The following is a 13536-nucleotide window of genomic DNA, read 5'->3' on the forward strand; positions in this document are numbered from 1 at the left end:
CATGACTATTTCCCTGTACGCCGCTTCCATCCCGGTCTTCAAGCAAATGCTCAACGCCCTCAGCGATGTGCTGAACAAAGCCGAAGCCCACGCCAGCGCCAAGAACATCGAGCCTAACGCCTTGTTGCAAGCGCGCCTGTTCCCGGACATGTTCCCGTTGGTGCGCCAGGTGCAGATCGCCGTGGACTTCGCCAAAGGTGTGTCGGCACGCCTGGCCGAGATCGAAGTACCCAAGTACGAAGACAGCGAAGTCACCTTTGCCGACCTGCAAGCGCTGATTGCCAAGGTCCTGGCCTTTGTTGACACCATCAAGCCCGAGCAGATCGACGGCAAGGAAGGCATCGAGATCGTCACTCGCCCCGGCACCCCGAAAGAGAAGCGCTTCAGCGGCCAGTCCTACCTGCTGACCTACGGCCTGCCGCAGTTCTTCTTCCACGTCACTACCACTTATGCGCTGCTGCGTCATAACGGTGTGGAAGTGGGCAAGCGCGATTATATGGGCGCGTTCTAAACCCGCAGACACAAAAAAGCCCGGTGCCGTTCTCTGCGAACGGCACCGGGCTTTTTTATGGGGCTGTGTTAAGCGGCCTGTTCTTCCTTGCCCAAACACGCCGCCGCCGTAAACAGCACATCGGTAGACGAGTTGAGTGCGGTTTCCGCCGAGTCCTGCAGCACGCCGATGATGAAACCGACGGCCACTACCTGCATGGCGATTTCACTGGGGATGCCAAACAGGCTGCACGCCAGGGGAATCAGCAGCAGCGAACCACCCGCCACGCCAGATGCGCCGCAGGCACACACCGCGGCGACCACGCTGAGCAGCACGGCGGTCGGCATGTCCACGGCGATGCCCAGGGTATGCACGGCCGCCAGGGTCAGCACGGTGATGGTGATGGCGGCGCCGGCCATGTTGATGGTGGCACCGAGCGGGATCGACACCGAGTAGGTGTCTTCATGCAGGCCCAGGCGCTTGCTCAACGCCAGGTTGACCGGAATGTTCGCCGCGGAGCTGCGGGTGAAGAACGCGGTGATGCCGCTTTCGCGCAGGCACATCAGCACCAGCGGGTAAGGGTTGCGGCGCAGTTTCCAGAACACGATGGCCGGGTTGATCACCAGTGCCACGAACACCATGCAACCGATCAGCACCACCAGCAGGTGGGCATAGCCGAGCAGGGCGCCGAAACCCGAGGTGGCCAGGGTGGAGGCCACCAGGCCAAAGATGCCCAGCGGGGCGAAGCGGATCACCACGCGCACGATCAGGGTGACGCCGTTGGACAAGTCGTCCAATACCGTACGGGTGGTTTCACCGGCATGGCGAATAGCGATACCCATACCGATGGCCCAGGCCAGAATGCCGATGAAGTTGGCGTTCATCAGTGCACTGACCGGGTTATCCACCACACTGAGCGCCAGGCTTTGCAACACTTCGCCAATGCCACCCGGAGCGCTCACCGTGGCGTCATGGGTAGCCAATACCAGGAACGACGGAAACATCATGCTGGCAACCACCGCAACCACGGCGGCGGCAAAGGTGCCGAGCAGGTACAGGAACAGGATCGGGCGGATATGGGTTTCCTGGCCATGCTTATGGTTGGCAATCGAGGCCATGACCAGCACAAACACCAGGATCGGCGCGACGGCTTTAAGGGCCGTGACAAACACCTTGCCGATAAAGCCAGTGGCGCGCGCGGCCTCGGGTAACAGCAGGGCCAGCACGATCCCGGCGATCAGGCCGATGACGATTTGGGTGACCAGGCTGACGCGCATTAAACGTTGCAACAGGGAAGGGGCAGCAGTCATAAAGAGTTGTCTCTAGTTTTTTTAGTAGGGCACAGCATTGCAGGCAGAAAGCACTGTAGGAAGTAGGCGCGAAGTCTAGCATGCTGTAGGACGCGTCTCGTTTGCTGCGGCATTCCGTCACCCGTTTCAGTCGAGCTTGGTCAAATCCGGACATGTTCTGTTAAGATTCGACCCTCTCATCTTTCCTCTCCGTCAGCGGGCCCTTCGGGCTGTCGTTGATGTCGTCGTTTCTGGAGTTTTCATGTTGTTTCCTATCCTGCTGCTGTCAGCCGCTGGTTTTACCGTGCTGACCACAGAATTCGTCATCGTCGGCCTGTTGCCTTCGATTGCTCGGGACCTGAACGTCAGCGTGTCCCAGGCCGGGCTGCTGGTGACACTGTTTGCGTTCACCGTGGCCGCGTTCGGCCCGTTCCTCACCGCCTATTGCGCGCGGTTCCCGCGCAAGCGGTTGTTTATCAGCATCCTGATCATGTTCGCAGCCGCCAATACCGTGGCGGCATTGGCACCGAATATCTGGGTGATGGCCGTGGCCCGTTTGATCCCAGCCCTGGGCTTGCCAGTGTTCTGGGCCTTGGCCAGCGAAACGGCGGTAGACATCGTCGGCCCTGAGTTCGCCGGGCGTGCGATTGAAAAAATCGGCTTTGGCATTGTGTGCGCCACCGTGTTTGGTATTCCGGTGGGCACGCTGATTTCCGATATGTTCGGCTGGCGCACCGCGTTTGCCGTGCTCGCGGTGATCGCCCTGGCCAAGGCGTTGCTGCTGTATATCTACCTGCCGGTCACCCAGGCCAAGCACCAGCAGGCTAGCTTGCGCTCACAATTCAAGATCCTGCGCAGCCCGGTGATGCAGGGGCATATCCTGCTGTCGATCCTGGTGTTCAGTGGCATGTTCACCGCCTATACCTACCTGGCAGATATCCTTGAGCGCCTGGCCGGGTTCGACGGTACGTTGGTGGGCTGGTGCCTGATGGGCTTTGGCGCAGTCGGGCTGATCGGCAACTCCCTGGGCGGACGTGCCGTGGATCGTCATCCGTTGATCGCATCCATGGTGTTCTGCGGGTTTATGATCGCGGGCATGGTGGCGGTGGTGCCGGCGATTCACTCGACCATCGGCCTGGCTGCGGCGATGGCGGTGTGGGGCGTTACCCAGGCGGCGATGTTCCTGGTCAGCCATGTGCGCTTGATGAAGGCCGCGCCCCATGCGCCAGCGTTTGCGGCGTCGTTGAACATTGCCGGGGCCAACCTCGGCATCGGCCTGGGCGCGATGGTCGGCGGGCACGTCATCGACACCCTCGGCCTGGGCAGCCTGGGCTTTGCCGCTTCGGGGTTTATCCTGCTGTCGATCCTGCTGGCATTGTGGCTGATGACCGCCAAACCCACGGCGCTCAACGCCTGAAGGATCAGGGCAGGGCGGTAAACAACTCCCGCCGGGCACCTTCGGTAATCGCCACAATGCCGGGGTGCTTGACCTTGCGCTCCACCGAGATCGCATAGAACGACTCGGTCACTGCATCGGTCTGGCCGATCAGCGCCACGCCATATTGGCGCACCACCTCATCGGCGATCACGCTGGGCGCGATAAAGATCCCGCTGCCCGATTGCCCGAAGGCCTGCATCAAGGCGCTGTCGTCGAATTCGCCGATGATGCGCGGTTGAATCTGTTGCTCGGCAAACCAGCGCTGCAAACGGCTGTGCACCACGGTCTCTGCCCCCGGAATCAACAGCGGTGCACCCTGTAAACACTGTGGGAAAACGCCGCCATGCTGATCAGCCAACGCCTGGGTGGCGAAAAAACTGATGCCGCATTCTCCCAGCTTCTGGCTGTAGCCCTTGATGTCCAGGTGCGTGGGCATGGGGCTGTCGGAAATCACCAGGTCCAGGCGCTGGATCGCCAGGTCGGCCAGTAAACGTTCGAGTTTATCTTCACGGCAGGTGATGCGGATCGGTTCGCTCAACTCCATGGTCGGTGCGATCAACCGGTACACGATGGACTTGGGCACCACATCCGCCACCCCGACGCGGAACGGGATCTGCTGCTCGTCAGGCTGGGCGCGCAGCATCGCCTCCAGTTCATTGCCGGTCTGGAACATCTGCTCGGCGTAGGGCAGCGCCTGGCGCCCGGCTTCGGTTAGTTCAAGCTGGCGCCCGACCCGCTGAAACAGGGCAACACCATAGGTCTGCTCCAACAGGCTGATCTGCCCGCTGATGGTCTGCGGCGTGAGGTTCAACTGCTCGCAGGCGCGCACGATGCTGCCGGTCTTGGCCACCACCCAGAAGTAATGCAGCTGTCGATAATTGAGCATCGCGACCTACACTTCGTAAAAATCGAAGTATACGCGAGAAAAATACGAATTTTCCTGAACTGTTTGCCTGCATAGAATGCCTCGCTATCGAGGGGCCACTATTTGGACCCAATGGTTCTAACGAGGAATACATCATGAAACTCAATTCCCTGGGCGCGGCGTCGTTGCTTGCGCTTTCATTGATAGTGGTCAGCGGCTGTGATCAAGTCGAGAAAAGCGCGCAACAGGTGTTGGGCAAAGCCACCGAGTCGGCCAAGCAGGCCATCGACGACACCCACAAGGCCGCCGAGCAGGCATTGAGTGAAGCAACCCAGGGCTTGATCAGCCCTGAGAAGCAGGAAAAAGACGCCGAAAACGACGCTGAATCCGATACCAAAGAAACCTAATTCCCCAGCACTACCACGTCAGGACTGACCTATGGATTACCTTTTACAACTGGCCGCCAGCCCCACCGCCTGGGTCGCACTGGCGACCTTGATCGTCATGGAAATCGTGCTGGGCATCGATAACCTGATCTTTATCTCGATCCTCACCAACAAATTGCCAGAGAAGCACCGGGCCAAGGCGCGGCGCATTGGTATCAGCATGGCGTTGATCTTGCGCCTGGGCCTGTTGAGCACCATCGCGTTCATCGTGCAATTGACGACGCCGGTGTTCGAAGTGTTTGGCCAGGCGTTCTCGTGGAAGGACATGATCCTGATCGCCGGTGGCCTGTTCCTGGTGTGGAAGGCAACCACCGAGATCCATCACAGCATGGACCCGGAGCCTGAAGAGAAGGCCACCGTCAGCAACACCGTGACCATCGGCTTTGCCGCCGCCATCGGCCAGATCCTGATGCTCGACCTGGTGTTTTCCATTGACAGCATCATCACCGCCGTGGGCATGACCGAGCACTTGCCGATCATGATCATTGCCGTGGTGGTCTCGGTGATCGTGATGCTGGTGGCCGCTGAACCGTTGGCCAAGTTCATCAACGACAACCCGACGGTGGTGATGCTGGCCCTGGGCTTCTTGATCATGATCGGCATGACGTTGATCGCCGAAGGCTTCGGCGCCCACGTGCCAAAAGGCTACGTGTATGCGGCCATGGCCTTCTCGGCGGCCATTGAGTGCTTGAACATCGCCCGGCGTAACCGGCACGCACGTTTGCTCGCTGCGCGCCAGTAACCGCTGAACAAACAGGCCGGCTGTGCTCACAAGAGCCCAGCCGGCCTTTTGCTGTCTGCTAGAATCGGCCCACTTGATAGCTTGAGGTCCCCCATGAACGAGCCGATTCGCCTTACCCAGTACAGCCACGGTGCGGGTTGCGGTTGCAAGATTTCGCCCCAGGTGCTGGAAGTGATCCTTGCGGGCAGCGGTGCACAGAACCTCGACCCCAACCTGTGGGTGGGCAATGCCTCCCGCGACGATGCGGCGGTATACGCCATCGACGACGAGCGCGGCGTGGTGTCCACCACCGACTTTTTCATGCCGATTGTCGACGACCCGTTCGACTTCGGCCGCATTGCCGCCACCAATGCCATCAGCGACATCTACGCCATGGGCGGCGACCCTTTGATGGCCATCGCCATTCTCGGCTGGCCGGTCAATGTGCTGGCGCCGGAGATTGCCCGCGAAGTAATTCGCGGCGGTCGGGCCGTGTGCGACGCCGCTGGCATTCCGCTTGCGGGCGGGCATTCCATCGACGCGCCGGAGCCGATCTTCGGCCTGGCCGTGACCGGCATCGTGCAAAAGCGCCATATGAAGCGTAACGACACGGCCACCGCCGGTTGCCGCCTGTACCTGACCAAGCCCCTGGGCATCGGCATCCTCACCACCGCCGAGAAGAAGGGCAAGCTGCGCGAGGCGGATATTGGTTTGGCGCGTGACTGGATGTGCACCCTCAACAAGCCGGGCAGCCGTTTCGGCAAGTTGGCCGGTGTGACGGCCATGACCGATGTCACCGGTTTCGGCCTGCTTGGCCACCTGGTGGAAATGGCCGACGGCAGTGGCCTGACCGCCCGCATCGACTATGCAAAAGTCCCACGCCTGCCGGGGGTTGAGTATTACCTGGACCAGGGCTGCGTACCCGGCGGCACCTTGCGCAACTTCGAGAGCTACGCCAGCAAGCTGGGGCGCGTGCAGGAGCTGCACAAGCGCGTGCTGTGCGACCCGCAAACCAGCGGTGGCCTGTTGATCGCCGTTACCCCCGAAGGCGATGCCGAATTTCACGCCGTGGCCGCCGAGCTAGGCCTGGCCCTTGAGCCTATCGGTGAACTGCTGGAGCGACAGACCAACGCGGTTGAGGTGATTTGATGGCGACGGACATCACCGATTACCGCGACATTTTCCTCAACGACCGGCCGATGATGGATACCCGCGCGCCGGTCGAATTCACCAAGGGCGCGTTCCCTGGGGTGATCAACCTGCCGCTGATGACCGACGATGAGCGCCAGCGGGTCGGCACCTGTTACAAGCAGCAAGGCCAGCAAGCGGCAATCGTGCTGGGGCATGAACTGGTGTCCGGGGCGATCAAGGCCGAACGCATCGAACAGTGGGCACAGTTTGCCCAGGCTAACCCCAATGGCTACCTGTACTGCTTTCGGGGCGGCCTGCGTTCGCAGATCGTGCAGCAATGGTTGAAAACCGAAGCGGGCATCGAATACCCCCGCGTCGGCGGTGGCTACAAGGCCATGCGCACCTTCCTGTTGGAGACCCTGGAGCAGGCGACCGCCCAGTGTGATTTCGTACTGCTGGGCGGCATGACCGGCACCGGCAAGACCGAAGTGCTCGGCCAACTGCGCAATGCCCTGGACCTGGAAGGCCACGCCAACCATCGCGGCTCCAGCTTCGGCAAGCGCGCTACGGCGCAACCCTCCAATATCGACTTCGAAAACCGCTTGGCCGTGGATTTGCTGAAGAAGCGCGCAGGCGGTATCGAGCAGTTTGTGGTCGAGGACGAGAGCCGTATGATCGGCAGTTGTGCGCTGCCGCTGCCATTGCACAAGGGGATGCAGACGTTTCCGATGGTGTGGCTGGAGGACAGCGTCGAAGGCCGTGTGGAGCGCATCCTGAAGGATTACGTGGTCGACCTGTGCGCCGAGTTCATTGACGTGTTTGGAGAAACCGGCCAGCGATTATTTGCCGAGCGTCTGACCCAGAGCCTGGCCAATATTCACAAGCGCCTGGGGGGCGAGCGTTTCCAGCGGTTGCAGGCGGTATTGCAGGACGCCTTGGCCGAACAGGCACACAGCGGCGCAGTGGATCTGCACCGGGTATGGATTGAAGGTTTGCTGCGTGAGTATTACGACCCGATGTATGCGTTCCAGCGCGAGAGCAAGGGCGCGCGTATCGAGTTTGCCGGGGCGCAGGGGGCGGTGGTGGAATATTTGCGCGAGCGGGCAGCTCGGGTAGGGTGACCTTTCGGACGCCATCGCAGGCAAGCCAGCTCCCACCTTTTGAAGTGTGAATACATACAAAGGTGGGAGCTGGCTTGCCTGCGATGAGGCCATCAGCCCCACTGAAACTCTAAAGAATCACCGCCCCAATCAACCCACACACCACCCCCACCAACATGGTCAACCCGGCCACCGTCACCAGCACCCGCGCATCGAAATCCTTGCGCAGCATCAACAGCGACGGCAGGCTCACGCTCGGCAGGGTCATCAGCAAGGCCACGGCCGGGCCGGTGCCCATGCCCAGGGCCATCATGGTTTGTACGATGGGAATCTCTGCCGCTGTCGGAATCACAAACAGTGTGCCGACAATCGCCAGCGGCACCAGCCACACCAGGCTGTCGGCCATCGCCCCGTCCACATGGGGGAACAGCCATACCCGCGCCGCGCCGAGGATCAGCACCGCCAGGATATACACCGGGATGGTGCTCCAGAACAGCTGCCACAGGGTGCGCAACCAGCGGCTCAGGAACGGTTGCGACTCCACTGTGCTGACGTCGGCAACGGCTTCAAGTGCTGCTTCCGGTACTTGGTCCGGGCGCGCAATGCGCTGTGCCACCAGGGACACGCCCACCACCAGCACAATCCCCGCCACTAGCCGCAACGCGGTGAAACCCCAGCCCAGCACAAAGCCCATGAACACCAGGGTGGCCGGGTTCAATACCGGGTTGGCAATCCAGAATGCCAGCGCCGCGCCGACCGACACCTGCTGGCGGCGCATGCCCGCCGCCACCGGGGCCGCGCAGCAGCTGCACATCATCCCCGGCAGGGCGAACAGCCCACCGCGCAGGGTCGAGCCCAGCCCGGCGCGGCCAAACAGGCGCAGCAGCCAGTCGCGGGGGATCAATACCTGCAGCAATGAACCGAGGATCACCGCCAGTACGGCGGCTTTCCAGATGGCCAGGAAATACACCTGGGCATAGGCCAGCGCCGCCGCCAAGGGCGAGCTTTGCTGGTCATTGAGAATCGAGGCGCCAATGCTGTGGTTATCGGCCGCTACAAACGCCTTGAGGTAGTAGGGCGACCACTTCACATAATAGAGGCCGATGCAGGCCACCAAGAGAAACAGGGCCGGTTTGCACCAGAACGCCCAGCCGCGGCTGGGCTGGGTGGAAGCGAGGTTGGGCATGGAGAGGATCCGCAGGTGAGTCGATAGGCTGGCATCATACGCCCCTGCGGCCCAAGCTTCAGATATCTGCGCTGACCTGGGTCGGGTCCGGGCAGTTTTCCCCTCCGTTATTCAGCCCTTGCTTGTAGTTGCGGCTGAGCAGCGAAGCCTTGCCGTTGTGCCAGGTCAGTGTCAGCACGTACAGGGAGTCGTAGTCATTTCCAGACCAATCATCGGTAATGGTGTGTTTTTCGCCGGCGGCTTCGCTGGCGACTTTGTTGATCAGTTCCGGCAAGTAACCATGGGACCAGGCCGTGTAGATGGTCGCATTGCGGTACTTGTCCTCGACCAGTTCTTCGGCCAGGGCACTGGTGTCATTCGCTGAGAACTCGATATTCACCGGCAGGCCGAGCTTGATCGCGCTGGGGCTGATGGTGATCAGTGGGCGAATGTAGCTGTAGGAGTTATCCAGTTCGCCTTCCTCAACGTTACGCGTCGGGTTGGCAGCGAACACATAGTTGGCTTTGCCGAACTTTTCCGGCAACAGGGTCGCCAGGTTCATGGCACGGTTCAGTCCCTGGCAATTGAGTTGGCCCAGGCCACCGGCCGGCTTTTCGCCATGGCGCAGGAATACCAGGGTTTGCACGCCATCGACCGGTTGCGCACGGCTTTCACGGGCGTCCAGGGCGGTGACGATGGCGGCACTGACCAGCAGCAGCGGCAACACCATGTAGGAATAACGTTTGAGTCGTGGCACAAGGCGCAGAGGCTTGATCTTCATGATAGGTTCGAGTCTTCGTGCGTCGGGTTAAGGCGGACAAGCCCGGCCCCAGTGACGCATCAGCGTCCTGCGGTGTTCCCTGTCGATAGAGCAAAGCGCCTCCTTTCATTCTTCGGGCGCTCTTTAAGAGTGCATTCGGGCGCTTTGGTTCGCCCACGCGGGATTCTAGCCGGCAAATGTTGCGCAACGATGACCCATGCACGACGGCAGGCAGATGACTATCATGGGGACTTTCCGTCCAGGGGGTTCTCGATGAACGCACTCGCCGCTTTCCCGATCAACAGCAAATGGCCCGCCCAGCACCCGGAACGCCTGCAGCTGTATTCGTTGCCCACGCCCAACGGCGTCAAGGTGTCGATCATGCTCGAAGAACTGGGCCTGCCTTATGAGGCGCACAAGGTCAGCTTCGACACCCAGGACCAGTTGTCTCCCGAGTTCCTGTCCCTGAACCCCAACAACAAGATCCCCGCGATCATCGACCCCAACGGCCCGAGCGGGCAGCCGCTGGCGCTGTTCGAATCCGGCGCGATCCTTGTTTACCTGGCGGAAAAAACCAGCCAGTTGCTCTCCGAAGACCCGGCCACCCGCTATGAAACCCTGCAATGGTTGATGTTCCAGATGGGCGGCATTGGCCCGATGTTTGGCCAACTGGGGTTCTTCAACAAATTCGCCGGCAAGGCGTATGAAGACAAGCGCCCGCGTGACCGCTATGCCGCCGAATCGCGGCGCTTGCTGGGCGTGCTGGAAAAGCGCCTGCTGGGCCGCACCTGGATCATGGGCGACGAGTACAGCATCGCCGACATTGCAACCTTTCCGTGGGTTCGCAACCTGATTGGGTTCTACGAGTCCGGTGACCTGGTGGGCATCACCGATTTTCCTAACGTACTGCGCGCGTTGGACGGCTTTGTCGCACGTCCGGCGGTGATCCGTGGCCTGAACATTCCGAGCTGAAGCATGCCGACTTTCGATTTTAAACAGCTGGATGTCTTCAGCAGCGTGCCGCTCAAAGGCAACCCCTTGGCTGTGGTGCTGGGGGCCGATAGCTTTACCGACCAGCAGATGGCGGATTTCGCCAATTGGACCAACCTCAGCGAAACCACGTTTTTACTGACACCGCGCGACCCACGTGCTGACTATCGGGTAAGAATCTTCACCACCCTCAAAGAGCTGCCGTTCGCCGGGCACCCGACCTTGGGCAGTTGCCACGCCTGGTTGCAGGCTGGCGGCGTGCCACGCGGGGAGGAGATTATCCAGGAGTGCGAAATCGGCCTGGTGCGTATTCGCCGTCAGGGCAGTGAACTGGCGTTTATCGCGCCGCCGTTGCTGCGTGCCGGCCCGGTGGAGGCGCCGTTGCTGGAGCGCGTGCGCCTGGCATTGGGCCTGGCGCCCGGGGCTATCTTGCGTAGCCAGTGGGTCGACAATGGTGCGGGTTGGCTGGCGGTGATGTTGGCTGATCGTGAGGCGGTGCTTGCGTTGCAACCGGACTATTCGCAACTGCAGGGTCTGGCCGTAGGGGTGATCGCCCCCTGTGACCCCACGCGTGATGCGGTGGACGCGCAATTTGAAGTGCGCGCTTTTGTCGCTGGCGATGGCGCCGCCGAAGACCCGGCCACCGGCAGCTTGAATGCCGGCGTGGCCCAATGGCTGCTCGCCGAGGGCCTGGCGCCCAGCCGTTACGTGGTCAGCCAAGGCACGGCGATCGGGCGAGCGGGGCGTATTTATATCGAGCGCCAGGGCGATGCAATCTGGGTGGGCGGCGCCGTGGCGTTGTGCATCGAAGGGCGTTTACAGCTGTAGATCAATGAATTGTTACGCGCCTGGCAATACACTATTGGCCCCTCGGCGTTTGTGTTGCCAGGACTTGGGGGCATAAGCTTTCGCCCCAAAGTGTTCAGCCATTTTTCAGGATTGCCATGACCAGCCAGTTCCCCCAAGCCCGCCCACGTCGCCTGCGCCGCTCCTCGGAGCTGCGTGGCCTGTTCCAGGAAAGCGAGTTCACCCTCAACGACCTGGTACTGCCGATTTTTGTCGAAGAAGAAATCGACGACTTCGTGCCCATCACCAGCATGCCGGGTGTGTTGCGCATCCCTGAGAAAAAACTCGCCGGTGAAATCGAGCGTTACGCCCGCGCCGGCATCAAGTCGGTGATGACCTTCGGCGTGTCCCACCACCTCGACGCCAGCGGCAGCGACACCTGGAAAGAACACGGCCTGGTTTCGCGCATGTCCTCGATCATTAAGGACGCCGTGCCGGAAATGATCGTGATGTCCGACACCTGCTTCTGTGAATACACCGACCACGGCCACTGCGGCGTGATGCACGGTGCCCATGTCGACAACGACGCGACCTTGGTCAACCTCGGCAAACAAGCCGTGGCCGCAGCCCGCGCCGGCGCCGACGTGATCGCTCCGTCAGCGGCGATGGACGGCCAGGTCCAGGCCATCCGCCGCGCCCTGGATGACGCCGGCTTCACCCACATCCCGATCATGGCCTACTCCACCAAATTCGCCTCAGCCCTCTACGGCCCCTTCCGCGAAGCCGGCGGCAGCGCGCTCAAGGGCGACCGCAAAAGCTACCAGATGAACCCGATGAACCGCCGCGAAGCCGTGCGCGAATCGCTGCTTGATGAACAGGAAGGCGCCGACGCGCTGATGGTCAAGCCCGCCGGAGCCTACCTCGACATCATCCGCGACATCCGCGAAGCCTCGCGCCTGCCGGTGGCGGCGTACCAGGTGAGCGGTGAGTACGCGATGATCAAGTTCGGCGCACAGGCCGGGGCGATTGATGAGGACCGGGTGGTGCGCGAGACGTTGGGGTCGATCAAGCGGGCAGGGGCGGATTTGATATTTACGTATTTTGCGATGGATTTGGCGTTGGCGGGGATCTAAGGAATCTCCGAACAAGCCTTCAGTTATGCGAGAATCCCCGCAACACCTGATCCGAGCCGCCCATGAGCCAGATGAGCTTTTCCGACTTTGAGTACGCCGGCAAGCGCAAGCAAACCCGCCGAGAGCGCTTCCTCGCCGAAATGGATCAGGTGGTGCCCTGGGCAGGCCTGCTGGAGCTGATCGAACCGTTCTACCCCAAGGCCGGCGGCGGTAGAAAACCCTATCCTCTGGAAACCATGCTGCGCATCCATCTGTTGCAGAACTGGTTCTCCCTGAGCGACCCGGCCATGGAAGAAGCGCTCTACGAAATCACGCCCATGCGCCAGTTCGCACGCCTGACGCTGAGCGCGCCAATCCCCGAAGACACCACGATCATGAACTTCCGGCACTTGCTGGAGAAGCATCAGCTCGCACCGGCAATCCTTGCGGTCATCAATGGTTATCTGCAGGAAAAAGGCCTGTCGCTGCGCCAAGGCACCATCGTCGATGCCACCATTATTCATGCCCCCAGCTCGACCAAAAATAAAGAAGGCAAGCGTGATCCCGAGATGCACCAGACCAAGAAAGGCGGTCAGTATTTCTTCGGGATGAAGGCGCACATCGGTGCCGATGTCGAGTCCGGCCTGGTGCATCACGTCCATGGCACCGCTGCCAATGTGGCCGATGTCACGCAGGTGGCTGAACTGTTGCATGGCGAAGAAAACGCCGTGTATGCAGATGCCGGTTACACCGGTGTCGAAAGGCGCGAAGAGCATGAAAATCGGGGGGTGATCTGGCAGATTGCAGCGCGTCGCAGCACCTATTCCAAGCTGAACCAGCGCAGCGTACTGTACAAAGCCAAGCGCAAGATCGAGTTCTGCAAGGCTCAGACACGGGCCAAGGTCGAGCATCCGTTTCGCGTGATCAAGCGGCAGTTTGGTTACGTGAAAGTACGTTTTCGTGGGCTGATGAAAAACACGGCTCAGTTGACCACGCTGTTCGCCCTGGCAAACCTGTGGAGGGTTCGAAAACAGCTCATGGGTATGGGTGAGGTTCGCGTTTAACACGGAGAACCGGTCGAAAAAGCTCTCCGTACATGATTTTTCGGTCACTTTTCGTCCAATGACGCTGTAGGTGCCTGGAAAATTGCAACTTGCCGCGGCTGCACGACAAGTTGATCGGAGCATCCCTAAAGGAGCCTAGTACACCTGTGGCGAGCGAGCTTGTTCGCGCGGGGCTGCCT

14 protein-coding genes are annotated in these 13536 nt (G+C 60.9%); 10 read left to right on the top strand and 4 right to left on the bottom strand.

The window, feature by feature from the left end; all coding sequences use genetic code 11:
• Window position 1 precedes the first annotated feature (1 nt).
• Complete coding sequence (locus tag V8689_RS11115) at window positions 2-511, top strand: DUF1993 domain-containing protein (RefSeq protein WP_044273114.1); 510 nt, start codon at window positions 2-4, stop codon at window positions 509-511.
• Between the two features lie 68 nt (window positions 512-579).
• Here the strand turns inward: V8689_RS11115 and sstT are convergent, their stop codons facing one another.
• Window positions 580-1800 carry a serine/threonine transporter SstT gene (sstT, locus tag V8689_RS11120; RefSeq protein ID WP_056788346.1) on the bottom strand — a complete coding sequence of 407 codons (1221 nt, stop codon included), beginning with the start codon at window positions 1798-1800 and terminating at the stop codon, window positions 580-582.
• A 241-nt stretch (window positions 1801-2041) separates the two neighbouring features.
• On the opposite strand from sstT, the gene V8689_RS11125 reads away from it, so the two are divergent.
• Window positions 2042-3196, top strand: a complete 1155-nt coding sequence (locus tag V8689_RS11125) for an MFS transporter (protein WP_056788350.1) — start codon at window positions 2042-2044, stop codon at window positions 3194-3196.
• Window positions 3197-3200: 4 nt separating this feature from the next.
• Here the strand turns inward: V8689_RS11125 and nhaR are convergent, their stop codons facing one another.
• Window positions 3201-4103, bottom strand: a complete 903-nt coding sequence (nhaR, locus tag V8689_RS11130) for a transcriptional activator NhaR (protein ID WP_056788355.1) — start codon at window positions 4101-4103, stop codon at window positions 3201-3203.
• Window positions 4104-4237: 134 nt separating this feature from the next.
• Here nhaR and V8689_RS11135 point away from each other — a divergent pair, with 134 nt between their 5' ends.
• The 4 genes from V8689_RS11135 to mnmH all read left to right on the top strand — a co-directional run bounded on the left by V8689_RS11135 (window position 4238) and on the right by mnmH (window position 7501).
• Window positions 4238-4489 carry a hypothetical protein gene (locus V8689_RS11135; protein WP_032892480.1) on the top strand — a complete coding sequence of 84 codons (252 nt, stop codon included), beginning with the start codon at window positions 4238-4240 and terminating at the stop codon, window positions 4487-4489.
• A gap of 31 nt (window positions 4490-4520) precedes the next feature.
• The gene (locus V8689_RS11140) at window positions 4521-5270 is read left to right on the top strand and encodes a TerC family protein (protein ID WP_014717958.1); all 750 of its coding nucleotides are present in this window, start codon (window positions 4521-4523) and stop codon (window positions 5268-5270) included.
• Window positions 5271-5363: 93 nt separating this feature from the next.
• Window positions 5364-6398, top strand: a complete 1035-nt coding sequence (selD, locus tag V8689_RS11145; protein WP_020302053.1) for a selenide, water dikinase SelD — start codon at window positions 5364-5366, stop codon at window positions 6396-6398.
• Window positions 6398-7501: a tRNA 2-selenouridine(34) synthase MnmH gene (mnmH, locus tag V8689_RS11150; protein WP_056788360.1), complete on the top strand. Its 1104-nt coding sequence runs from the start codon at window positions 6398-6400 to the stop codon at window positions 7499-7501. Before selD ends, mnmH begins: the two co-directional genes overlap by 1 nt.
• A 109-nt stretch (window positions 7502-7610) precedes the next feature.
• Here the strand turns inward: mnmH and V8689_RS11155 are convergent, their stop codons facing one another.
• On the bottom strand, window positions 7611-8666 hold the full coding sequence (locus V8689_RS11155) for a permease (protein WP_056788363.1): 1056 nt from the start codon (window positions 8664-8666) through the stop codon (window positions 7611-7613).
• Between the two features lie 58 nt (window positions 8667-8724).
• Window positions 8725-9426, bottom strand: coding sequence for a hypothetical protein (locus V8689_RS11160; RefSeq protein ID WP_019817513.1), 702 nt, complete (start codon window positions 9424-9426; stop codon window positions 8725-8727).
• A gap of 252 nt (window positions 9427-9678) precedes the next feature.
• On the opposite strand from V8689_RS11160, the gene V8689_RS11165 reads away from it, so the two are divergent.
• The 4 genes from V8689_RS11165 (at window position 9679) to V8689_RS11180 (ending at window position 13357) form a co-directional block, all read left to right on the top strand.
• On the top strand, window positions 9679-10377 hold the full coding sequence (locus V8689_RS11165; RefSeq protein WP_019817512.1) for a glutathione S-transferase N-terminal domain-containing protein: 699 nt from the start codon (window positions 9679-9681) through the stop codon (window positions 10375-10377).
• A 3-nt stretch (window positions 10378-10380) separates the two neighbouring features.
• Entirely contained in the window at window positions 10381-11223 is an 843-nt protein-coding gene (locus tag V8689_RS11170) for a PhzF family phenazine biosynthesis protein (RefSeq protein ID WP_056788367.1), read from the top strand.
• A gap of 116 nt (window positions 11224-11339) precedes the next feature.
• Entirely contained in the window at window positions 11340-12314 is a 975-nt protein-coding gene (gene hemB, locus V8689_RS11175) for a porphobilinogen synthase (protein WP_056788372.1), read from the top strand.
• Window positions 12315-12376: 62 nt separating this feature from the next.
• On the top strand, window positions 12377-13357 hold the full coding sequence (locus tag V8689_RS11180; RefSeq protein WP_014003920.1) for an IS5-like element ISPa41 family transposase: 981 nt from the start codon (window positions 12377-12379) through the stop codon (window positions 13355-13357).
• The last annotated feature ends 179 nt before the right edge of the window (window positions 13358-13536 follow it).

It is taken from the genome of Pseudomonas sp. AK181 (assembly GCF_051122975.1).
In the GTDB taxonomy this organism is placed as follows: Bacteria; Pseudomonadota; Gammaproteobacteria; order Pseudomonadales; family Pseudomonadaceae; genus Aquipseudomonas; species Aquipseudomonas lactis.

Excerpts from the sequence above, each read along its gene's own strand:
- mnmH (WP_056788360.1), top strand. The coding sequence starts at position 6,398 with ATGGCGACGGACATCACCGATTACCGCGACATTTTCCTCAACGACCGG.
- V8689_RS11115 (WP_044273114.1), top strand. The coding sequence starts at position 2 with ATGACTATTTCCCTGTACGCCGCTTCCATCCCGGTCTTCAAGCAAATG.
- selD (WP_020302053.1), top strand. The coding sequence starts at position 5,364 with ATGAACGAGCCGATTCGCCTTACCCAGTACAGCCACGGTGCGGGTTGC.
- V8689_RS11135 (WP_032892480.1), top strand. The coding sequence starts at position 4,238 with ATGAAACTCAATTCCCTGGGCGCGGCGTCGTTGCTTGCGCTTTCATTG.
- sstT (WP_056788346.1), bottom strand. The coding sequence starts at position 1,800 with ATGACTGCTGCCCCTTCCCTGTTGCAACGTTTAATGCGCGTCAGCCTG.
- V8689_RS11165 (WP_019817512.1), top strand. The coding sequence starts at position 9,679 with ATGAACGCACTCGCCGCTTTCCCGATCAACAGCAAATGGCCCGCCCAG.
- V8689_RS11170 (WP_056788367.1), top strand. The coding sequence starts at position 10,381 with ATGCCGACTTTCGATTTTAAACAGCTGGATGTCTTCAGCAGCGTGCCG.
- V8689_RS11180 (WP_014003920.1), top strand. The coding sequence starts at position 12,377 with ATGAGCCAGATGAGCTTTTCCGACTTTGAGTACGCCGGCAAGCGCAAG.
- V8689_RS11125 (WP_056788350.1), top strand. The coding sequence starts at position 2,042 with ATGTTGTTTCCTATCCTGCTGCTGTCAGCCGCTGGTTTTACCGTGCTG.
- V8689_RS11160 (WP_019817513.1), bottom strand. The coding sequence starts at position 9,426 with ATGAAGATCAAGCCTCTGCGCCTTGTGCCACGACTCAAACGTTATTCC.
- hemB (WP_056788372.1), top strand. The coding sequence starts at position 11,340 with ATGACCAGCCAGTTCCCCCAAGCCCGCCCACGTCGCCTGCGCCGCTCC.
- nhaR (WP_056788355.1), bottom strand. The coding sequence starts at position 4,103 with ATGCTCAATTATCGACAGCTGCATTACTTCTGGGTGGTGGCCAAGACC.
- V8689_RS11140 (WP_014717958.1), top strand. The coding sequence starts at position 4,521 with ATGGATTACCTTTTACAACTGGCCGCCAGCCCCACCGCCTGGGTCGCA.
- V8689_RS11155 (WP_056788363.1), bottom strand. The coding sequence starts at position 8,666 with ATGCCCAACCTCGCTTCCACCCAGCCCAGCCGCGGCTGGGCGTTCTGG.